General features: G+C 58.9%; 19 protein-coding genes and 4 pseudogenes. 16 read left to right on the top strand and 7 right to left on the bottom strand.

From position 1 onward, the window contains the following. Nucleotides 1-139: 139 nt before the first annotated feature. The 3 genes and pseudogenes from P9217_RS29805 to P9217_RS29795 all read right to left on the bottom strand — a co-directional run bounded on the left by P9217_RS29805 (nucleotide 140) and on the right by P9217_RS29795 (nucleotide 2,196). Nucleotides 140-727, bottom strand: coding sequence for a nuclear transport factor 2 family protein (locus tag P9217_RS29805; protein ID WP_050580531.1), 588 nt, complete (start codon nucleotides 725-727; stop codon nucleotides 140-142). 138 nt (nucleotides 728-865) lie between these two features. Continuing rightward, nucleotides 866-988 (bottom strand): annotated as a pseudogene (locus P9217_RS29800) (ferredoxin); the annotation flags it as partial. A gap of 29 nt (nucleotides 989-1,017) precedes the next feature. Beyond that, nucleotides 1,018-2,196 carry a cytochrome P450 gene (locus tag P9217_RS29795; protein ID WP_063169385.1) on the bottom strand — a complete coding sequence of 393 codons (1,179 nt, stop codon included), beginning with the start codon at nucleotides 2,194-2,196 and terminating at the stop codon, nucleotides 1,018-1,020. A 1,487-nt stretch (nucleotides 2,197-3,683) separates the two neighbouring features. Between P9217_RS29795 and P9217_RS29790 the strand changes: the two genes are divergently transcribed. Beyond that, nucleotides 3,684-4,916 (top strand): MFS transporter, encoded by a 1,233-nt coding sequence (locus P9217_RS29790; protein ID WP_063169386.1) that lies wholly within the window; start codon nucleotides 3,684-3,686, stop codon nucleotides 4,914-4,916. A gap of 261 nt (nucleotides 4,917-5,177) precedes the next feature. On the opposite strand, the pseudogene P9217_RS29785 reads toward P9217_RS29790, so the two are convergent. Further along, nucleotides 5,178-6,209: pseudogene (locus P9217_RS29785) on the bottom strand (ChuX/HutX family heme-like substrate-binding protein); the annotation flags it as partial. Nucleotides 6,210-6,260: 51 nt separating this feature from the next. Next, nucleotides 6,261-6,584 (bottom strand): hypothetical protein, encoded by a 324-nt coding sequence (locus tag P9217_RS29780; protein WP_126066777.1) that lies wholly within the window; start codon nucleotides 6,582-6,584, stop codon nucleotides 6,261-6,263. A gap of 210 nt (nucleotides 6,585-6,794) precedes the next feature. Between P9217_RS29780 and P9217_RS29775 the strand changes: the two genes are divergently transcribed. The 14 genes and pseudogenes from P9217_RS29775 to P9217_RS29710 all read left to right on the top strand — a co-directional run bounded on the left by P9217_RS29775 (nucleotide 6,795) and on the right by P9217_RS29710 (nucleotide 18,296). Further along, a complete protein-coding gene (locus P9217_RS29775) occupies nucleotides 6,795-7,115 on the top strand; it encodes an iron-sulfur cluster assembly accessory protein (protein ID WP_029356570.1) in 321 nt (106 codons plus the stop codon). Nucleotides 7,116-7,462: 347 nt separating this feature from the next. Continuing rightward, complete coding sequence (nifS, locus tag P9217_RS29770; protein WP_063169388.1) at nucleotides 7,463-8,674, top strand: cysteine desulfurase NifS; 1,212 nt, start codon at nucleotides 7,463-7,465, stop codon at nucleotides 8,672-8,674. A 179-nt stretch (nucleotides 8,675-8,853) separates the two neighbouring features. Beyond that, nucleotides 8,854-9,231, top strand: coding sequence for a nitrogenase stabilizing/protective protein NifW (gene nifW / locus P9217_RS29765; RefSeq protein WP_063169389.1), 378 nt, complete (start codon nucleotides 8,854-8,856; stop codon nucleotides 9,229-9,231). 188 nt (nucleotides 9,232-9,419) lie between these two features. Further along, nucleotides 9,420-10,271 (top strand): electron transfer flavoprotein subunit beta/FixA family protein, encoded by an 852-nt coding sequence (locus P9217_RS29760; RefSeq protein ID WP_063169390.1) that lies wholly within the window; start codon nucleotides 9,420-9,422, stop codon nucleotides 10,269-10,271. A 16-nt stretch (nucleotides 10,272-10,287) separates the two neighbouring features. Then, entirely contained in the window at nucleotides 10,288-11,397 is a 1,110-nt protein-coding gene (locus P9217_RS29755; RefSeq protein ID WP_024505237.1) for an electron transfer flavoprotein subunit alpha/FixB family protein, read from the top strand. A gap of 10 nt (nucleotides 11,398-11,407) precedes the next feature. Then, the gene (locus P9217_RS29750) at nucleotides 11,408-12,712 is read left to right on the top strand and encodes an FAD-binding protein (RefSeq protein WP_063169391.1); all 1,305 of its coding nucleotides are present in this window, start codon (nucleotides 11,408-11,410) and stop codon (nucleotides 12,710-12,712) included. Between the two features lie 12 nt (nucleotides 12,713-12,724). Further along, nucleotides 12,725-13,024 carry a ferredoxin family protein gene (locus tag P9217_RS29745; protein ID WP_024505235.1) on the top strand — a complete coding sequence of 100 codons (300 nt, stop codon included), beginning with the start codon at nucleotides 12,725-12,727 and terminating at the stop codon, nucleotides 13,022-13,024. 255 nt (nucleotides 13,025-13,279) lie between these two features. After that, nucleotides 13,280-13,996: an alpha/beta fold hydrolase gene (locus tag P9217_RS29740; protein ID WP_063169392.1), complete on the top strand. Its 717-nt coding sequence runs from the start codon at nucleotides 13,280-13,282 to the stop codon at nucleotides 13,994-13,996. Between the two features lie 691 nt (nucleotides 13,997-14,687). Next, nucleotides 14,688-14,774 (top strand): annotated as a pseudogene (locus P9217_RS29735) (helix-turn-helix domain-containing protein); the annotation flags it as partial. A 273-nt stretch (nucleotides 14,775-15,047) separates the two neighbouring features. Then, nucleotides 15,048-16,529, top strand: a complete 1,482-nt coding sequence (nifB, locus tag P9217_RS29730) for a nitrogenase cofactor biosynthesis protein NifB (RefSeq protein ID WP_063169393.1) — start codon at nucleotides 15,048-15,050, stop codon at nucleotides 16,527-16,529. A 29-nt stretch (nucleotides 16,530-16,558) separates the two neighbouring features. Further along, the gene (locus P9217_RS29725) at nucleotides 16,559-16,753 is read left to right on the top strand and encodes a 4Fe-4S binding protein (RefSeq protein WP_024505232.1); all 195 of its coding nucleotides are present in this window, start codon (nucleotides 16,559-16,561) and stop codon (nucleotides 16,751-16,753) included. Between the two features lie 85 nt (nucleotides 16,754-16,838). Then, the gene (locus P9217_RS29720) at nucleotides 16,839-17,159 is read left to right on the top strand and encodes a nitrogen fixation protein NifZ (protein WP_024505231.1); all 321 of its coding nucleotides are present in this window, start codon (nucleotides 16,839-16,841) and stop codon (nucleotides 17,157-17,159) included. Then, entirely contained in the window at nucleotides 17,156-17,368 is a 213-nt protein-coding gene (nifT, locus tag P9217_RS29715; protein ID WP_024505230.1) for a putative nitrogen fixation protein NifT, read from the top strand. The genes P9217_RS29720 and nifT overlap by 4 nt, the downstream gene beginning before the upstream one ends. A 34-nt stretch (nucleotides 17,369-17,402) precedes the next feature. Continuing rightward, nucleotides 17,403-18,296: an SIR2 family protein gene (locus P9217_RS29710; protein ID WP_024505229.1), complete on the top strand. Its 894-nt coding sequence runs from the start codon at nucleotides 17,403-17,405 to the stop codon at nucleotides 18,294-18,296. 307 nt (nucleotides 18,297-18,603) lie between these two features. On the opposite strand, the gene P9217_RS29705 is transcribed toward P9217_RS29710, so the two are convergent. Together P9217_RS29705 and nifA are read right to left on the bottom strand one after the other, a co-directional pair. Further along, on the bottom strand, nucleotides 18,604-19,170 hold the full coding sequence (locus P9217_RS29705; protein WP_024505228.1) for a sugar O-acetyltransferase: 567 nt from the start codon (nucleotides 19,168-19,170) through the stop codon (nucleotides 18,604-18,606). A gap of 464 nt (nucleotides 19,171-19,634) precedes the next feature. Next, nucleotides 19,635-20,678 (bottom strand): annotated as a pseudogene (gene nifA / locus P9217_RS29700) (nif-specific transcriptional activator NifA); the annotation flags it as partial. A 62-nt stretch (nucleotides 20,679-20,740) separates the two neighbouring features. Here nifA and P9217_RS29695 point away from each other — a divergent pair. Beyond that, a complete protein-coding gene (locus P9217_RS29695; RefSeq protein WP_127262932.1) occupies nucleotides 20,741-21,193 on the top strand; it encodes a hypothetical protein in 453 nt (150 codons plus the stop codon). Nucleotides 21,194-21,505: the final 312 nt, after the last annotated feature.

Below are 21,505 nucleotides of genomic sequence, written 5' to 3'. Positions count from 1 at the left end.
TCCACGATGACCGCTTGTGATCTCAGCCCATCAACCTTGGGCGGAATGAAGGGCCGAGCCAAATCGTTGCAGTGACCGCCAGTCGCGGCCCCACACAGATGTCGTTCCCGTAGGGCGCTCATCCTCCATTCCTACCCACTTATGCAGCTCCCAGTTGGGGACCCTCGACGCCATCTTGGTCGGTGGGGATGTGACCCTTGAGCAACTGGTAGATGGGATCGTCTGGATGTGGTGCTCCAATCGGCTGTCGCCGGCCGAACCTATCTGCCTCAAGAATCGCTGGCGGGATTTGCTCCTCAACCCAATCGTAGACGACTGTCCGTTCCGCAATTCGCCACTCGTCCTGCCTCTTCTGAAACAGATCGCAGTAACGGCCGCAAAGCAGCGTCTGACGTATTTCTTGGTCTGTATCCGGTCCGCGTTGCAGCGCGGTGAAATAGCTCTCGACCGCGGCCTCTGCTGAACTGATGAAGTCGATCAGGCTGTTCGTGATTTGATGGATGTTACGGTGCCCCGGCAGACCGAGAGCAAATTGGATGAAGTCCTCTGCCGGTCCGCAATAGGGACCGTGCCTGTCATACGCTTCGGGCCAGTATGCGCTACGCAGCGCCGCCTCATCGGCGCGGTCTATCCCGCGGCAGTACCGATACAGGCAGTTGCGGATCGCCTCTCGGTCACGCAGTTCGGTAATTTTCGCGTGGTCGACAGGGTCTGTCGCGAATTGTATGATTGTTTTGTCCTTCCCGATGCCAGTCTGCACTTTGCGTGTGTCTCTCTCTACAACTGAGTTAGCGGGGGGCTCGTCAACTTCCAGAGCTTGTTCGGGGCAGGCTCGTACCCCTTTTGAGGCAAGCAGTTGCTCCCCATCGGCAACATCAATATCACCGGGCAAGATGTAGCCGGCGTCATCAAGCTTGAAGACTCTCGGCGCCCGCGCCCAGCAGCGCGCATGACCCTGGCATCTGGCTTTATGTACGACGACACGCATAGCGAACTCCAATGTCGTTGGCTGAAACTTCAGGACCATTCCAGGATCAGATTCTCGATCCCGAACACATGGCCGCCGAAGGTGATAGGTTCAGTCCCTGTCTTGATCCGAAAGGCTGGGATGCGCGCCAGCCACTCCTCCAGGCCAATGACAATCTCCCGCCGGGCAAGGTGTGAGCCAAGACAACGATGGGGACCATAGCCAAAGGCAGCGTGCCGGTTGTCCTCGCGCGCCAGATCGATCTCATTCGGGCATTCGAATTCCGCCGGGTCACGATTGGCAATCATCGTGGCACAGGAAACATAATCTCCCTTGCGGATCGGCGCGCCTTTGAAGTCGACATCCTTCGTTGCCACTCGGATCATCTGAATGGTCGAATAGGCGCGCAGCAATTCTTCCGCAGCGACGGCAATCCGGTCAGGTTCGCTTCGTAGCAATTCCTGATCTTTGGGGTTGCGCGCGAGATGGGCCAAGTCGAAGCATATGGCTGCTGAGACCGTGTCGAGTCCCGCGACGAACACAAGCACGCCGATGCCACGGACTTCTTCGTCACTGAGCAGACGACCCTCGACCTTTGCCTTCACGATGAAGGTCATGAAATCATCGACCGGCTCCTTGCGGCGCTCGGTGGCAAGTTCGTCGATGAAGGCCACGATCGTCCGGGCTGCGGGTGGTCGTTGCTCCTTATCGCCGTGGAGCAGATCTCTAGCCCAGCCGACAAATGTTTCTAGTCCGTTGTCCGAAAGCCCAATAAAGCGAAGGAAGATATTGACCGCGAACGGAACTGCAAAATCCTTCATGATGTCGCAGCTCGTGCCTGATGCGGCGATCCTGTCGATCAGCTTGATCGCTCGTTCCCGGACAGCCGGCTCCAATGCCATTACCCGCTTTGGCGAAAGCAGCGGATTGAGCAGTGAGCGAAAAACACCGTGGAATGGCGGATCGAGCTCAAGCGGGATCATCGGCCAGCTCTCGCCGAGCACAGAGGCGAAGATGCTGCGATGGCTGGAAAACGTTTCGGTGTCCTGCAGCACCCGGCGCTGGTCGCTCGCGCGAGTGATGACCCAGGTACCCCGACCGTCGCGCGTGTTGCTGGTTGAATAAAAGATCGGAGGCCCGGCATGAACGCAAGCAACCGCTGCATGCGGATCCCCGTTAGCCGTCGGCAACATGCCGGGCGACGTAAACAGGTTGAAGTCCCTCACCATTTCGGGCGGGACATGATCTGGAACCGGCCGCGATTTAACCGCGCCAGAATCGAGAGACCGTTCATGAGATGCTGTCGGCATTTGCATGCAATCGTCGGTGCAAGCTCCGTGCCGAATTCGTCTTTCGATAATCCTTGCCGTTTGCTGGGCAACAGGTGGCGCCTGCGCTGACTTGCTGGTCGGGATTGCAACATTCTTGTCCAGCGTCGGACACAGAATGTAGAATGCTAGACAGCGACTTGGAGCAACTCAACTGGTGGGATCGCTAGCCGATCATGTGCCCGGGGAGCATCCAGTTCGAAAGCTTGCGCTAAGCGGCTTGGTGACTTGGCCGAGGTCACCAGGTGGAAACGACCAACACTTGGGGTGAGCCTAGTGGCGCTCCCCTCGATGATGTCTGGCGGGGTGGTTAGCCGCCTCCGTAGGACAAGATCAGTCTACACGAATGGACTATAGCCTCTCCTCGCATGCCTCATTGGCCGTCCTTCAGAGCCGGCCACACGAGCTTTTGTCTTTCAGCAGGGCGTTTTTCTCGCCAGCTACAGAGCCACACCGACGCCATTAATGAGCGTCCAGTCGACGGGTTGGATGGCCCTGTCCATCTTGCCCAGCACCTTGGCTTAGCATTTGCCGGTGCGGCGGAAGCCTTCAAGACGCAGTTCTTGACCTTCTCCAGATCAGCCTCGGATGGATATCGGCAAGGGTTCAGCTCGTCCTTTTGAACTTGCGCATCTTCGTGTTGGCCAACCCCAGGCCGCCCGACATATTTGCGGTCTATCCGGCACCTCAACTTCGAACAACCTTGCGGCAAGCTCTTGGGATAGCCCACGCTCGTGCCTCCACCACCCGCTCAGCAGAGCCAGATTTGTCGTTGATGGCACGGAACTTGCGGAGTCATTCGCAGATGCGTCACGGACCGAGAGTGTCGTCCCATGAATTCGATCACCAAAAAGGCCGCCCGACGTTGCTGGGACCGCCTGCAATTACCTTATCCCAGAATTGGGAGCAACGGCTTCAAAAGGGATAACTCATCACCTCAATTTTGTCGATCGCGCGGCCATCGAACCGCAGCCATCGATCAGACTTCCGCCTCGTTGCACTCATTGCGACCGCCTTGGTGCTTGCGACAACCGCTCAATTCTGGCTGCCAGGATAACCACATATGGCGACGGAACTTCCTGCTTCAAAGCAATATAGAGATCGTCGATCATCCCCCCATCAAGGCCTCGATCGAGGACACCGCGTTCGGCTTGCTTGGTTCGCAGTGAACAGACCGCACTTCGACGAATGCGATCGATGCGACCGCGCCGAGAACTCTCCCGCATTGTCGACGGTTGGGTCCGTCGGCCCTCCGATGAGGCCTCGGATGCGTCGGGCTCCGAGGCCTCGACTGATGCCGACTGGCCGCCGCCGGAAGGTCTCGCGGCTTTGATCCCCGGCGATGTAGCCACCCCTGCTGCAACAGCTCCTAGCCGGAGAACTCATTCATGACCGAATCGGCGACAGATTTAGTGGACGCGGCTTTGTTCGACCGAGATCGGCTTGACCCAGAAAGTCCCTATCAACGTTCTGGCCCTGCATGGGGTGCCATCATTTCGCTTTCCTTCGGCACCTTCGGGCTTGTGACGGCAGAGTTTCTGCCCGCCAGCGTTCTGACACCGCTCGCGCATGATCTCCGTATCACCACGGGCACGGCTGGACAGGCGCTAACAGCGGCCGCAATCGTCGCGGCGATCTCGGCACCGATAATCGCCATCGTGACAAAGCGTCTGGACCGCAGGGTCGTCATCTGGGCGATGACGCTCCTGCTGATCCTGTCGAACGTTCTGGCGGAGGTTGCGGGGTCGCTGCCGGTTTTGCTGGCGGCACGCGTCGTCCTTGGCATATCGCTTGGTGGTTTTTGGTCAATTTCGGCAGCGTTGGCGATGCGGCTGGTTCCAAGTCACCTCATGCCGCGCGCCATGTCGGTCATCCTCACCGGCGTTTCTGTCGCCTCCGTCTGCGCGGCTCCAATCGGCGCTTATGTCGGTGACATTTGGGGATGGCGAGCCTCGTTCAAGGTCGCCGCAATCGTGAGTGCCGTTGCGCTGCTCGTGCAACTCGTAACCATTCCGCCACTGCCTCCGATCGAAGTGCGCAGATTCCGCAGTCCGCTGGATGTCGCGAAGAATCCGGCGATGAAGGTTGCGGTGCTAGTCGTGCTATTGGTCGCTTCCGGCCATTTTGCCAGCTTCGCCTACATCCGCGCCTTTCTCGAGAGCGTTCCTGCGCTCGACAAGAAGTCAATCCCGCTCGTGTTCCTTGCTTTTGGCACGGCCGGCGTCTTCGGCAATTTAGCCGGCGCATTCCTCACCAAACACAGTCTCAAGGCGGTCGCGGCCCTGCCGCCCCTGCTCATTGCCGTAGCCGCTGTCTCGCTCCTGACCATGAGAGCATCGGCCTTGACCTCGGCAATTGCAGTTGCCGTATGGGGCTTTGCTTTTGGCGCGGTCCCGGTCGGATTGCAGACATGGATGGTGCTACGCGCCGCTCCGAAACAGGCCGAGAGCGCTGGTGTACTGATGGTCATAACCTTCCAAGTGGCCATCGCAGCCGGCACAACTTGCGGTGGCCTATTGGTGGATCACACGGGTATTGCCAGTGTCTTTGTCTACAGCGCGGTTGCCACGTTCCTCGCTGTCTTGACAGTATTTTTGCTCGGCCCGAACCGCAAAACCTGACCGCCTGGTGGGGAGTGACGGTCGGCGGCGTTCACGCTATTGTCACCTCTGAGCTCGGCCCAAAGGCCGCGGCTTCGTCGTAACCATGCGGTCGATGGGGCAGCGCCAAATTGCTTCCTGCTCATCGCGTTGCGATAATACAGCGCGCTTATTGCGTCATCGTGTCCCCGGTCTCGGCTTCAATGCCCGGCTACTGGCTGCGGAGGCAGATGGGCGCCGGCGTCCCACCGACGACGATCGGTCTTTTCTCATGTAGCTGTCGGGGAAACGAGGCAGGTTTTCCGCCAGAACCCGCCAGTCGTCGCGCTCGCGTTCGCCTTCCTTGCGCGCACCGAACAACTGGATGATGATCTTGCCGTCGGACCCATATGCTTCGAGCGAGGTGACGTGACTGTCATTGGTCGGCTTGCGCACGGCCCAAACCTCACGGATTTGGTGGGTCCTGAGATGCAGCCGGAACGTTTCGTCCAGCACATGGATGCACGGCCCGATCTGCTTGACCGACTTGATTAAGCCGGAATGGGTCTGGATAGAACCTCGGTTGCCGACGAAGCACATGATCGGCAATTCGTCTTCGGCCGCACGCTGGAGCACGGCGCCAACTGCGGCATTGTCGAGCAGCCAAGCGTAATCCTGGCCGACCATGCGCAAAGCCTGGCAGCGGCTGAGCTTGAGCGTCTTTAGAAGGTTGACGTCAGTCAGCCGGCTCCAGTACTCGCGTAGGTCGTCCACCGTGCCGGCCCAGTCCGCAGTCCTCGCGCCCAGGTCGGCTACTCTCGCCTTAAGCGACATGGTCGGCTCCTGGTTGGCGGATACGAGCTCGGCCACCAGCTTTCGATAGGCATGAAGGTTGGAGACCGGCCTGAGATGCACCTTATGCACTGCTGCGCCGGCGGCGTCGAAGAATTGCAAACTGCGCTGGATTCCGCCGCGATGGCGCCTTTCAACAGCGAAACCATACCTCCAAGCCTGCGGGAAGACGCGAAGGTCGAATTCGTCACCAAGGACCATGGCGTGATTGTTGCCGGTTATCACTCTGTTGAAGACGCCAATCTTTTCGTGCACGGCACCTTGATTGCGGGTCAGCGCCGTCACTTCGCCCACGAATTCGAGGCCCGTCAGAAGGTGATTGACGCGCGGGTCGATGCGTGCCGCGCCGAAACCGCAATGGGCCGCGACCAGTTCCGCTTCCGAAATGGCCAATTGGGCGGCGAAATCACGCGCGGGAATGTTCGGACAGACTTCCCACGCACGCCGGATTTCGTTGGGCGACCGCTTCTTGCGCTGATCCATGTTTTTACCCCTGCCCCGTTCTTCTTTTGACGATCGATCGAAAAACGGGCCTCAGGGATGTGCACGGCGGACGCGATCGATCGTCAGGCACATGCCAGTCGAATCCTGTCTCCGGGCGGTCAGCGGCCAATCGCCGGTAGCGAGCGATTGTTGGGTGGTCGGCGCCAATCGGCCGATCGAGCATTCGGGTACCACCGGCGGTGCTGCTTTCCCACCAAGGCGGGTCTGATGGATCATATTGCTTTCCTTCGTTCTTCGATTGCGAGGGCAACCCAAAGGTGAATCGGCCGGCAATTTTGCCGCCGCAACGAAGGCTTCACAAAAATCGTGCCAGTTGCTCCGCGGCAAGCTCTGAACATCTTTGGCTCTGTTCATTGCTTTACGCGTGAGTGCATCGCGAACTCAGGCGCCCTTCCTGTGACGCGGACGCGACAAACCCGACAGTAAGTGTCGGTTGTCGGACGTCTCCCCAGCAATCGAGCATAAGAGACGTCGGGATGTCCTACGGTTTTTGACACGTCTTCCCTTTGGCACGGTCCATGCGAGATGATCCACGAAAACGCCGGACCGAGGAGAAATCGAGCCATGATTACGCTCACCGACAACGCTGTTGCCGCCATCAAGGCCGCTCTTTACCGCGCCAGCGAGCCGGCGGAAGGATTTCGCATCATGGTCCATGCCGGCGGCTGCGCCGGCTTCCAATACTCAATGGGCCTGGAGAGCGTCTCACGTGAGGGCGATGCGATCATCGAGCGAGATGGGCTCAAGGTGTTCATGGATAGAGGCTCCCAACCCCATGCCGCCGGCATGACCGTGGACTTCGTCACTGGGCTCGAAACATCCGGCTTTGTTTTCGATAACCCCAATGCGCGTGAGACGTGCGGCTGCGGCAAGTCCTGCAAATGATTGCGAGGGAACAGGCTATGTTCGACTATAGCGACGCCAAGGAATACTGCGTCGAACCGGTAACCGCCGGCGCTCTGGAACCGGCCGACACGCACTGTCGGCCCGGAACAATTGCGTTCGGTGATGCACCAAATCGCGATCATCGATCGTTGCCGTGGGCAAGCAAACAAAATTGCCCGAAACAGCTGAATTCCCGGCGGATGCCGCCACCAAAGGGCAATGTCGACAGCGACCGGTCAGCCAAGCCATCGCTCCCCCGGCCGCCCACCTTACCAGATACGATATGCGCCAGAGGTTCAATGGCCCGACTACCCTTGAATCATTTCAGCAGTTGAAGGATCACTCCCATGAACCCTGTCTATCTCGACAACAACGCAACGACGCGGGTTGATCCTGCAGTCGTTGGAGCGATGTTGCCTTTCTTTACGGAGCAATTTGGCAATCATTCGTCCATGCACGCCTATGGCGCATCGGTTGCTGAAGCCGTGAGAAAGGCGAGGCAACAGTTGCAAGCCCTCATCGGCGCGGGATTCGAGGACGAGATCATCTTCACCTCGGGCGGGACTGAAAGCGACAGTACAGCCATCCTTTCGGCGCTGGAGGTGATGCCCGACCGAACGGAAATAGTGACTTCCGCGGTTGAACATCCGGCCGTTCTGAAGTTGTGCGCGCACCTTGAGAAGACGCGCGGCGTCAAGGTGCACATTATCCCAGTCGATCACTACGGCCGGCTCGACCTGGACGCCTACAGAACCGCCCTCACCCCACAAGTGGCAATCGTCTCGATAATGTGGGCGAACAATGAGACCGGTACGATCTTTCCCGTGGTTAAGCTTGCCGATCTAGCCAGGGAAGTCGGCGCGCTTTTCCACACTGATGCAGTGCAGGCGGTCGGAAGGCTTCCGATTGAGCTGAAATCGACCGCGATCGACATGCTGTCGCTCTCCGCCCACAAGCTGCATGGTCCAAAGGGGATAGGCGCGCTTTATGTAAGACGTGGCGTGCGCTTCTCCTCCATGATCAAGGGTGGGCACCAAGAGCGCGACCGGCGTGCAGGCACTGAAAACACACCCGGCATAGTCGGACTGGGCATGGCGGCCGAACTCGCCTTGAAATTCATGGACGAGACAAAACGAATAAAATGGTTGCGCGACCGCCTTGAGAACGGGATCATCCAGCGCATCCCAAACACATCCATCAACGGCGATCCGCAAGAGCGATTGCCAAACACTGCAAACATTGGATTCGAAGGTATCGAAGGCGATGCAATTCCAATTGTCCTGAGCCGGCTGGGAATCGCCTGTTCCGCCGGGTCCGCCTGTGCCTCTGGCTCACTGGAACCGAGCCATGTTCTGATCGCTATGAACGCGGCATGTGGGGCAGTCCGCTTCTCCTTGTCGCGTGACAACGGCGAAGATGACGTAGACCGCGTGCTTGAGGTCCTGCCTGCGATCACCGAGAAGCTACGGGCCGTTCCCAGTGCTGGACTGTGCGGGCGAGGTGCAGAACAGCTTCATTCCGGCCCGGGTCCGAGCGGCACAATAGCCGACGAGCCGTGAGGTCTTCCTCAACGTGACGACCCTGCGCAAGGAGAGCAGTTAAACTCGGGGTCGCCTTCACCACTTCAGAAAAGCTTGAGATCGCCAAGTCTCTTGCCCAGCCGCCGTGCCAGAGGTCGGCACGCCGTCAGCAATGTCACCAATGCATCGACACCACAATTTCGCGCCGGGAGAATACAATGAACTGCTCCGCTGATAGCCGCCCGATCGATCGCACCGATATCCTAGCGCGACTGAAGGGCCTGTCGGCCGCGGAGGACTTCTTCGCCTGCCTTGACGTCTCCTACGACCCGAAAGTGATGAATGTCTCGCGGCTCCATATCATGAAGCGCGTGGGCCAATACCTTGCCGAAGAAGATTTCTCCGGTCTGCCTAACCAGGTAATCGCCGCGCGGGTGCGCGCCAAGCTGGAACGCGCCTACGAAGATTTCGCGACTTCCTCGCCGCTCACGCAACGTGTGTTCAAGGTGCTAAGGGACCACGATCCAAACATATGTCCCGCACCTGGCCGCGCCTTCGTCCCGCTCGACTCTGCACTGAAGCGGTTCGGAAAGTAATGAGCCCGACACGGCTGCGACGCGACAATGTCGAGAAGTCGACAAATCCAGTCCTCATGACGCCTCCTCGGAAGCAAACGAAGCCACCTTCTGGAATAGAGGCAGGAAGACGACTTGGCATGAACGATGCAGGCAATGAGGTGAACCGCCAAGCACGAATCCGGACTGGGAGCTTAGAGAAACCGCCAATGCATATCGTAGTCTGCATCAAGCAGGTGCCGGATTCGGCACAGATCCGCGTGCACCCGGTGACGAACACGATCATGCGTCAGGGTGTTCCGACCATCATCAATCCTTACGACCTGTTCGCCCTCGAAGAAGCGCTCAAACTGCGCGACGTTCATGGTGGCGAGGTTACTGTGCTCACAATGGGTCCGCCCATGGCGGAGGACTCGCTGCGAAAGGCGCTCGGTTACGGTGCTGACCGAGCAGTTCTCTTGACGGACCGCTATTTTGCCGGATCCGATACGCTGGCGACTTCCTTTGCTCTTTCGCAAGCAATCGCAAAAATTGGGGAGACTTTCGGCAGGCCGGACATCGTCTTCACCGGCAAGCAGACGATTGACGGCGATACCGCCCAGGTCGGACCGGGCATAGCCAAGCGCCTAGATTTATCGCAACTTACCTATGTCGCGAAGATTGCCTCCATCGATCTCGATACGCGAGAGATCGAAGTCGCTCGTCGCGCCGAAGGCGGCACCCAGTTGCTGAAGAGCAGACTCCCTTGCCTCATTACCATGCTGGAAGACACCAACGAAATCCGCCGGGGCTCGCTCCAGCAGGCTCTGTGCGCGGCGCGCAGCCAAGTCGTGAAGTGGACTGCAGCCGACGCCGGCATTGACGATCTCACCCGGTGCGGTCTGCGTGGCTCGCCTACAGTCGTCAAGCGTGTTTTCGCCCCCACCGCACGGGCAGAAAGGGCGGCGCAGATCGACACCGCGGAAAGGGGCTTGCAGGACATAGCCGATGAACTCATCGCCGATATCTTAACCCGCCGGCCGGCGCTGGAACATGAGCTGGCCTTCAACAGCGGCACGTGACGGCCAGGAGCAGAAAATGTCGACCGCAAGCCAAACTACCCCTCGCATTGCCCCCGGCCGTGCCGGTGTAAAGAAAGAACTTCCCGACCGTTTCAAAGACTACCGGCACGTGTGGGTCTTCCTCGAGCTCGAACGCGGCAATGTGCATCCTGTATCATTCGAACTGCTGGGCGAAGGCCGCAAATTAGCCGACAAGCTTGAAGTCCAGCTCGCGGGCGTCGTGCTGGGACCGCCGGGCGAGATGGTCGAGGACGCTGTTGCCGAGGCCTTCGCTTACGGGGCGGATCTTGTCTACATCGTCGATGCGCCGCCGCTCGCCGACTACCGGAACGAGCCGTTCGCCAAGGCGCTCACGGATCTGGTCAATACCCATAAACCCGAAATCCTCCTTCTCGGCGCGACCACACTGGGCAGGGATCTTGCAGGCTCGGTAGCGACGACCCTGCAGACGGGGCTCACGGCCGACTGCACCGAACTTGATGTAGATTCCGACGGTTCACTCGCCGCGACCCGTCCGACTTTTGGTGGCTCATTGTTGTGTACGATCTATACACTAAATTACCGGCCGCAAATGGCGACGGTGCGACCAAGGGTCATGCCTATGCCGCAACGGGTGGATAAGCCGGTCGGGCGTGTCATGCGGCACAAGCTGTCGCTCGTTGAGGACGATATCGTCACCAAAGTCCTCGGCTTCCTACCGGATAACCAGTCGGCAATGGCAAATCTTGCCTATGCGGATGTCGTGGTTGCGGGAGGCCTCGGTCTCGGAGCGGCGGAGAACCTTCAGCTTGTGAAGAATCTTGCCCGAGCGATCGGCGCCGAGCATGGCTGTTCGCGCCCCTTGGTCCAGAAGGGCTGGATGCCGGCTGATCGACAGATTGGACAAACTGGCAAGACCATTCGACCGAAGCTTTACATCGCGGCCGGAATTTCCGGCGCCATCCAGCACCGAGTTGGGGTCGAGGGGGCCGATCTCATCGTCGCGATCAACACCGATCCGAACGCGCCGATTTTCGAGTTCGCCCACCTCGGGATCGTCACGGATGCAATCCGCTTCCTGCCCGCACTGACGGAAGCCTTCACCCGGCGGCTGTCGCCGCACAGTCGAGACAAGCTTGCGAGTTGAGGGAGAGGACATGATTGAACAATTCGATGCCATTGTGGTCGGAGCCGGCATGTCTGGAAACGCAGCTGCTTACACTTTGGCAAGCCAGGGGCTGAAGGTCCTGCAGTTGGAGCGCGGGGAATATCCGGGCTCTAAGAACGTCCAGGGTGCCATAATGTACGCGAACATGCTGGAGAAGATCATCCCGGACTTCCGGGATGATGCGCCCCTCGAGCGGCACCTGGTCGAACAGCGACTTTGGGTGATGGACGACACGTCTCACACCGGAATTCATTACCGGTCGGACGACTTCAATGAGGCGAAACCCAACCGCTACACGATCATCCGCGCCCAGTTCGACAAATGGTTTTCCCGCAAGGTGCGCGAGGCTGGCGCGACGGTCCTGTGTGAGACGACCGCGACGGAACTCGTCCGTGATGGCAATGGCAAGGTGATCGGCGTCCGCACAGACCGGGCTGGCGGAGTGGTCTTCGCGAATGTGGTCGTTCTCGCAGAAGGGGTGTCGGGATTGCTTGGCACTCGCGCAGGCCTGCGCGAGATGCCGAAGCCGGAGACCGTGGCGATTGCCGTCAAGGAAATGCATTTCTTGCCCGAAGAGGTCATTGGCCAGCGGTTCGGGGTGAAGGGCGATGAAGGCTGCGTAATCGAGGCCGTGGGCACGATCTCTCGCAGCATGGCCGGGCTCGGCTTCCTTTACACCAATAAGGAGTCGATTTCACTCGGCATCGGCTGCCTGGTCTCGGATTTCGCCGCGACGATGGAGAGCCCGTCCGCCCTCCTGGATGCGATGAAAAACCATCCTTCGATCCGGCCGCTGATCGCTGGCTCGGAGGTGAAAGAATATGCCGCCCATCTTATCCCCGAAGGTGGTTACAGGGCCATTCCGCAGCTATTCGGCGACGGTTGGGTCATCGTCGGCGACGCAGCGCAACTGAACAATGCCATTCACCGTGAGGGTTCGAACCTTGCCATGACCTCGGGTCGTGTCGCGGCTGAGGCGATCATCAAAGTCAAAAGCCGCAACGGTCCTATGACCAAAGCGAACCTTGCGCTCTACAAGACGATGCTGGATGACTCCTTTGTGATCAAGGATCTTAAGAAATACAAGGACATGCCAGCCTTACTCCACACCAATTCCAGCAACTTTTTTGACAGCTATCCGCGGTTGATGTCGCATGCCGCTCAGACCTTCATGCGTGTCGACGGCACGCCGAAGATCGAGAAGGAAAAGAACACCACGGCCGCCTTCATCAACGCGCGCTCGCGCTGGGGGTTGGTCAGCGACGCGGTCCGCCTGGCATTGGCATGGCGCTGAAGAGGGTACAAGATGACGATCGCAGTGACGAAGGTTCGTGTCGAGGACAAACTTTACCAGAACCGCTATCTGGTCGATTCCGGCCGCCCCCATATCATAGTGCGACCGCACGACAAGCCAAGCGCGAACTTGCTTGCGTTGACCTACGTCTGTCCGGCGAAATGCTATGAGTTGAATGACAAGGGTCAAGTCGAGATCACCGCCGACGGCTGCATGGAATGCGGCACCTGCCGGATATTGTGCGAGAAAGGCGGCGACATCGAGTGGAACTATCCGCGCGGCGGCTTTGGTGTCCTGTTCAAGTTCGGATGATCAGCCGGTGCCAAGAGCATGCCGGCAGCGAGCAACTGCGGCACACCATGAGCCTCTCCATCCACTTGCAAAGAGCTAGTGAATATTGGGTTTCGCAATTCAAGTTTCCTCGACTTGGTAGGGGTATCCTCAGGCCACGGGGCGCCTGTGCCGGACTTACCACCGGTAACGTGGTCGAGCCCCTTTGGACAATGTCCGGCCATCGTGCCGGATGGCAGCCACAACGGCCGGTGAGCAAATGGAACGGCACAATCCATGATAAAGACGTATGTGCTAGTGCATGGTGCCTGGCATGGCGGATGGTGTTGGCGGGACGTCGCCGCCAATCTTCGCAAGATGGGATGCCACGTGACCACGCCTACCCAGACAGGTGTCGGCGAACGCGCACGTTTGCTGTGCAAGGACATCACGCCCGACACATTCGTGACCGACATCGTCAACCACATTGTAACGGAAGAGCTGAGCGATGTGATCCTTGTCGGTCACAGTCTAGGCGGCATCAGCATCACCGGCGCCGCCGACCGGATACCCGACCATATCAGCCATCTCGTTTATCTCGACGGCGCCATCGTCGAGAGCGGTCAAAGTGTATTCAGCACCATGCCCCCCGACATCGTCGCCGCCCGTCGAAAATTGGTTGCGGAGGAAGGACGGGGTATCTTCATGCCGACTCCGCCGCCAACAGCATTCGGCACTCCCGAGGGACACTCGCTCACGGACTGGGTGCGGCGCCGGATAACACCGCATCCGGCAGGCACCTACGAAAGCGGACTTAAGCTCGAGCACCCGCTCGGCAACGGCAGACCCCGAACCTATGTCGTCTGCACTAATCCACTCCACCCGCCGATGGCGGGAGCGCGAGAATGGGTCGCGAAGCAGGATGGCTGGGCGTGGCAGGAACTCGCCACTGGCCACGACGCAATGATCCTCGCGCCGACGGAAGTTGCTCTCCTTCTTAGCGCTGTCGGCTGAGGAACCAAGTAGGGGGAGCGGCGGCCGATTCTCAGGCCGTGGCCTTGAGCTCTGGTGCAAGGATGTAGGCCCAACGGGTCGTTCCGGTGGCGCCACCGAAACCACTAGGCGGGAGTGGCCTGTCCTGCCGACGTCGCAAGCTTGCGAGCGTTCCGCCGCGGCCGCAGCCCGTAGCGCCGGGCAACCTCCGAGATCACCGCGTCGGCTCCAGGGTCTCGGAGATGACTCCGTGCCTTGTCGTCCATCGACCAATGCCGCCGACCAACAGCGCCGTTGATCACCCTCGAAAACGCCGAGGCTGCCGCTCAGGGTCAATCGTAAGTTCAAGTTCAGACACAAGCCGATCTCCGATCCACCTCAGAATCGGCAGGCCCACAGATCGCGGGTCCTCCTGGAAGGACACAGCGCTTACCCTTGAAATATGGAGAACCATGGCTTTGCGCCGTCGGCAGTTGAGCTGATCTCGCAATGCTATTTCCCCGGCAACGTCCGCGAGCCGGAGAACTGCGTGCTTGGCGTTCTCCTCTGGAAGGAACCAATCTTTCGGAACGTGGCAATGTCATCGACGAGCTCTCACGGGCCAGCACGATGCCGGTTCGGCGCATCGGCGCCCGCCTGAACACGAGATGGCCACTTGCGATTCTAACGATACGGCCGGACGGGGGCTGGGACCGCGGCGGACGAAGCGTGACGGCTGATCGACACAATGGAGAAGGCCGGCTGGGTTCAGGCTAATGCGGCTCGAATTCTCGGCCTCAAGCTGCGACAAGTCGGCTAGGCGATACGCCGGCATAGTATCGAGGTGAAGGAACTTCTAAGAGCCTGATGAGCCAATCGTCAGGCCAGTGGTCTTGCGCGCCCTGTGCGCGACAAGGAGTGCTTCGTGCTTCTGAACGGATTTGGACTTGCACTGTCGCAAGCAGGACAAAATTGTGTCGCGCCGGCCTGACACAATGCGATATCGACCCGAATAGTGAACTGAAGCCGCTTTTTTCAGTTGGTATGGCTCTTGCACCTTGAACCGCGACGTTACCAGCAACGGAGCCGTTTGATGTCCTCACCGACAGTTTCGATTGAGGGGCCGACTAGCACGACATCCGAGGGTCTTCTGGCAGCCGCGAAATCCGGTGGCTGCGCATCGTCTTCCTACGGCTCGTCGCCGACCAGCCCGGGCGAAGAGGATCCGGCTATTTGGGAAAGGATCAAGGATCACCCCTGCTTTTCGGAGGAAGCGCATCATTATTTCGCGCGTATGCATGTGGCGGTCGCGCCGGCTTGCAATGTCCAGTGCAACTATTGCAATCGCAAATACGATTGCGCCAACGAGAGCCGGCCTGGTGTTGTGTCTGAGAAGTTGACGCCCGACCAAGCGCTACGCAAGGTCATCGCCGTTGCCAACAAAGTTCCGCAGCTTTCGGTTCTTGGCATCGCTGGGCCGGGGGATGCCTGTTACGATTGGGAGAAAACGAAGGCAACGTTCGACCGCGTCATCAGGGAAATCCCCGACATAAAGCTGTGCGTCTCCACTAATGGGCTCGTGCTGCCGGACCATGTCGCCGAGCTTGCCGAAATGAATGTTGATCACGTGACGATCACCATCAACATGGTCGACCCGGAAGTCGGCGCGAAGATCTATCCATGGATCTTTTATGAAAATCGCCGCTACTTCGGCATCGAAGCCGCTCGAATCTTGCACGCGCGGCAGATGCTGGGCCTGGAGATGCTGAGCGCGCGCGGCATCCTCACCAAAATCAACTCGGTGATGATTCCTGGAGTGAACGACCAGCACCTGTTTGAGGTGAACAAAATGGTCAGGGAGCGGGGCGCGTTTCTGCACAACGTGATGCCTCTGATTTCGGACCCGGCGCACGGTACCCACTACGGACTCATCGGGCAGCGCGGCCCAACGGCAACGGAGATGATGGCTCTTCAGGATCGACTTGAAGGTGGCGCCAAGTTGATGCGCCACTGCCGGCAGTGCCGGGCAGATGCTGTCGGCCTGCTCGGTGAAGATCGTGGCCAGGAATTCACGCTGGACGGTATTCCCGACGATGTCGCCTACGATGCTGGCAAGCGTCAGGCCTATCGGCAGGTGGTCGCACACGAGCGCCGTGATCATGAGGCGGCGAGGAGCGAGGCCATCGGTATGGTCAAGGCAACAGACTCCGAAAAGTCGCTTCTGGTTGCGGTGGCCACTAAGGGAGGTGGACGGGTCAACGAACACTTCGGCCACGCGAAGGAATTCCAGGTTTATGAAGTCTCGCCTAGAGGGATCAGCTTGGTCGGGCATCGGAAGGTCGAGCGGTATTGCCTCGGAGGCGGGGGCGAAGACGCCATCCTCGAGGGCGTCATCGCAGCGCTCGAAGGCATACACATAGTGCTATGCGCCAAGATCGGAAATCGCCCGAAGGAACAACTCTCGCGAGTTGGACTGCGCGTAACCGACGCCTATGGCCATGACTACATCGAGACCGCAGTCAGCGCACTTTACGCGGCAGAGTTTGGGATCAGACCACTAGCGGCGACGGCCTGAGCCGTCTCGTCCGATAACCAGGAGTTAGAATGGCTTTAAAGATCATCGCATCCCAATGTACCCAATGCGGGGCCTGCGAGTTCGAATGTCCTTCGGAAGCGATCAAGTTCAAGGGCGACGCCTATGTGATCGATCCAAACAAGTGCACCGAATGCAAGGAGGCCTTCGATACGCAGCAATGCGTGTCGGTCTGTCCGGTACCGAAAACCTGCGTTCCCGCTTGATTCCTACCGAAACGGTCGGGTTCGCCGCACGACGACGCCTGCAACCCGCGACCACAACAAAAGCCTCGAGAAAGGAATGGACAGCATGTGGTCCAGACGCGAACAGGAGGTCGAAATCGGCAGACCGCCACGGTTCATGCAGGGTGAGCGGGTCCGTGCGATACGCCACATAAAAAACGACGGCACCTATCCCGGCAAGGAGATCGGCGAAAACCTCGTGCGGAAGGGCGACGAAGGCTACGTGCGCGACATTGGAACCTTTCTCCAGCAATTCTTCATCTATGCGGTCGAATGGATCGATCGTGGCACGGTCGTCGGCATGCGAGCGCGCGAACTCATTAGCCTCGACAAAGTCGAGGTTCCCTGCGGAGCTGAAGGCATTTCCAACGGGGGAACAGCCGGATGAAAGTAATGATTCGCAGGACCGCTACTGGCTTGTCGGCTTATGTCCCCAAGAAGGATCTCGAAGAGCCGATCACCGAGATTGAGAACGCTGACTTATGGGGCGGGACCGTGACGCTCAGGAACGGTTGGCGGCTCATGCTGCCCGACCTTCCGCGCGACACGCGTTTGCCGATCACCGTCGAGGCGATGAAGATTTCCGACGGGGCCTGATGCCGGTGGGTTCAGTGGCGGAGAGGAAACGCGTATGAACACGATGCTGAGCTGGGACCATCTCGTCGTCGTCCGGGGCAGTTTTGCCAAAAAACTGATTGACCTGCTGAACGGCGCTCTCAAGGCCGATCGAGTGATCCCCTATCTCGGTCCTGGTCTTCTGCAGCTTAACCCACCGGAATCCCCTGTACCTTGCACCCCTGAAGATGTCGCCGCGGCCCTCAACAAGCGGGCGCCTGCCCCTTCCAGGATTCGCACCAATATGTGGTCGGTCGCGCAGTTTATCGAGCAGCGCCGACATCGTCGGACTCTCCAAGCGTGGATGGCGGAGATATTCGCAGCCCCCGCCGAGCCGACCGTTCTTCACGCCTGGCTCGCAACCCTTCAACTGTCTGTCATCATCGACAGCTGGTACGATGGCGCCATGCGAGCAGCCCTTGCAGAGGCCGGCCAAACAGACGTTGTCGAGATACAAGGAACGACGCGCGCGACCGGAATCGGTAACATCTGGACGAGAACTTACGATTTGTCAGGAACAGAACTCGAGGCCGAACAAGTGGCTAGGACGGTGCTCTATGCGCCGCACGGCAGCGTCAGGCCGGCGGCAAACTTCCTCGTGGCTGATTCCGATTACGTCGAAGTCCTAACCGAAATTGATATCCAGACGCCGATCCCGGACGCGGTGAAGCAACGGCGCGTCAACCGGGGTTTTTTCTTCGTGGGCTGCCGCTTCAACGATCAGATGCTGCGCACATATGCCAGACAGCTGATGAAGCGCTCCACTGGCCCACATTTTGCGGTGATCGATTCGGCTACGCTGACCAGAAACGAACGTCGTTTCCTTGCCGAAGGCGCAATCACGGTCATCGACATGCCGATCCGCAACGCCGCGGCTCGCCTCGTCGGGGTCGATGCTAGCCAGGATTAATGGCCGGCGATTGCTGGTGAGTCGCTGCTTGCCTCCAAGGGCGAAAACTCAGTTGGGAATACATTCGTGAGCAGTAATGCTAGTGGCAGCACAACGTAGGCTCTGAATTCGTTGGGCCATGTGAAAGGGTCCGCTGCTGCGGGACGTGAGCACGTTGCGGCGGCATTACGCACATGATCTTGTGACCCCCGTGGCAAAAGAACTGAAGCGCCCGAGTCGCGACAACATATGCAGCGCTCAATGGCTTCGACAAAAATTCGGCACAGTTTCGACAGTTCGCATGCACCTCCAGGGTCAACGAGGTTGATTATGCCTGTTTATGTGGGTCGGCCACGCGAGCAGGAATTCCCACTACCTTTGCCCCGGCGGGAACATCTCGTGTGACCACGCAGCCAGCGCCTACCACTGCATTATCACCAATCGTGACGCCAGGCAGAATGATTGCTCCACCGCCGATCCAGACACGGCTGCCAATGTGAACAGGACGCCCGACCTGCAGGCCGGCCTGCCGCTGCTCGGCATCATGTGGATGATCGGCGGTATAAATCTGCACAGCAGGCCCAATTGCCGTTCCTTGCCCGATTTTGACCTCTACCACGTCAAGAATAACGCAGTTGAAGTTGATGTAGGCATTGGCTCCAATGCGGATATTGAATCCGTAGTCGCAAAAAAAGGGCGGACGGATGACCGTTCCGCGCCCAACCTCTCCCAGCCGCTCGGACAAAAGCTCATGCCAATGCCCCGTGGTCTGCCCCAGCGTATCATTGTACCGCTTGAGCCAAGCCCCGGTTGCCAACAGGTCAGCTTGGATCTCCGGATCCGCCGCATTGTAAAACTCGCCTGCGAGCATCTTTTCTTTTTGGCTACGCATCATAGTCTCCCGTCAGGTCGTGTCCCGTACAGTGATGCAGGAACGCACATCAAACTGCCTCGGCAACTTTGTAACTCGATCTTGCCGGGCGCGCGGTCGGTCACGAGCCGGGGCGACAGTTTCGTCTCGACCAACTTCCAAGAATTTGGATATCGGAGATCAACCGGTCGCAGGGGCCAATACCTGACGAAGTCGGCAACTGTCCAGCGGTCGAACTCACTTTCATGCCCATCTCAGATTGCGTGATATCGAGCGGTAAGCCATCAGCTAATGTATCGACCAGGTCCCGCCAGAGGATTACTCCTTTTTAGTTTGTCAGTCGCAGAGCCCCAGTACGACTGGTGGTAGAAAGCACACGGCCGGAATCTTGGCAGCGCTGTTCACACCCACTTCGTAAGCCTGGCCGATGGGCTCGGCGCCAGAGCACCAATGCTTGACCTGCTCCAGCTCTTGCTCGGCGGGTTGTTTCAGAGACGCTTGATCTCGATACCGCGTTTTCTCAGCACGTAGCCGATCTGGCGCGGGGTCAAACCGAGCAGGCGCGCCGCCTTTGCCTGCACCCAGCCACACTTTTCCATGGCAGCAATGACCGTATCGGCATCGGGCACCCTACCACGAGTCGTGGCAGGGCCTATCGGCGCTTGCCCGTCGCCGACGGGCGGGGCGGCACAGGCGGCGGAAGGCTCGATCGTAGTCGACTTCTCTGACGTCGGCTGTCCGTTCTTCCACAGCGCCGCGGCCAAGCACTGATCCGCGTAACAGGCAAAGTCAGTTCTGAGGATTGATGGACCCGTCGCCAGAACTGCCGTCCGTTGAACGCAGTTTTCGAGCTCTCGGATGTTACCTGGAAATTCGCAGTTCATTAGCACCTCAATCGCTTCGGGAGCGAAGGTCAGCGTGTGATCATTCTCAGTATTGAAATTCTTGAGAAACTGAGCGGCCAAGAGCGGAATATCACCTCGCCTTTCGCGCAATGCCGGCACGCGTAAAGTGACGACGTTGATGCGATAATAGAGGTCTTGCCGGAACTCCTTGCGTTGAACTGCCGTTTCCAAGTCCCTGTTCGTTGCGGCAATCACGCGAACATCAACTTTAATGGTGTGGTTGCTGCCGACGCGCTCAAACTCCTGCTCCTGCAGGACACGCAGCAGCTTAGCCTGGAACGAACCTGATATTTCGCCAATCTCGTCCAGAAACAATGTGCCTTTGTCGGCAGCCTCAAAGCGCCCCTTGCGCAAACTGCTCGCGTCGGTGAAGGCACCCTTCTCATGACCGAACAAGTCAGATTCCAGAAGCGTCTCGGTGAGCGCCGCGCAATTGACCTTGATGAAGGGCTGCTTGGCGCGAGGCGAGAGCTCGTGAATGGCTTTGGCAACCAGCTCCTTGCCGGTTCCGGATTCACCTCGCAACAGGACCGTAGTCTTCGCCTTGGCCACCTTGACAAGGTGCTCACGCAGCTTGCGCAGCGCCTGACTATCGCCAAGCATCTCCTTGCTGATCTTTTTACGTTCCATTTGGCAGCCCATCCCACTCCGCCACCCGCCGGTAGAACTGCACTGGACGGTGAGCTGTGTTGTATTTCGCCATCATCATTCTCGATCTCACCTTTGTTGCTTCGAAATTTCCGGCGCGCGGACCCCCTCGGCAAATGGCAATGGCGCCTGAGCATCGTTGTCTTTCACCAGGACGAGCGTCTTCTCCTCCGTGCGGGCGCCCGCAATATGCGCGCTTGTTTGCGCAGGCCTTTACTCGACCGGTCGCCGTTCTGTCCGGCTTCTGCCGCACCGCAGCCTGCAAACCCATCCTTGACAAGAAAGGAGGGGAGTCAATCGAGCTCTCCTTGCATTCGTGCAAGGAAAATTGTCAGTTTGATAGAATTCTATCAAAACGGCAGAAACGCCCCGCCCCCAATTTGGCTGTACCTGCGGCGTTCAGCTTACGTGACGACATGTGCGGACTTGTCCCAATTGCCGTCCGAGTTGTGCGGGAAACAGTAGCCGCTGCGCTGTTCGCTTCAACCGCGTGATGCCGCTGACAGTAGAGGCGGCGGCTCGTCGAGCGAGGCTTCATTGTTCGGCTACTAAAGCGGCTGTGCTTTGGTGGGAGTTGGTTTCGCCCAAGTTCTGGGCCTGGGGGCGTCTAGCCCGTTTCGCCGCACAGGCTCCTCCCACATCGTCGAGGCCGAGAAGGAGGGACCCCACAGCCCTCCCTGTATCACAATGCCCCGCCCCTCAAGCAGCTAGATACGACAGGTGACCTCGAATGAGGCGTCTTGCATGGCTTCTACACCTGCCTGAATGCCAGAACTGCGTTCGTACCGCCCATGGCGAAGGCGTTG

It is taken from the genome of Mesorhizobium sp. WSM4989, from assembly GCF_029625795.1.
Classification (GTDB): Bacteria; Pseudomonadota; Alphaproteobacteria; order Rhizobiales; family Rhizobiaceae; genus Mesorhizobium.
The sequence above is the reverse complement of the archived record's forward strand: the minus strand, read 5'-3'. Positions and strand labels throughout refer to the sequence as shown.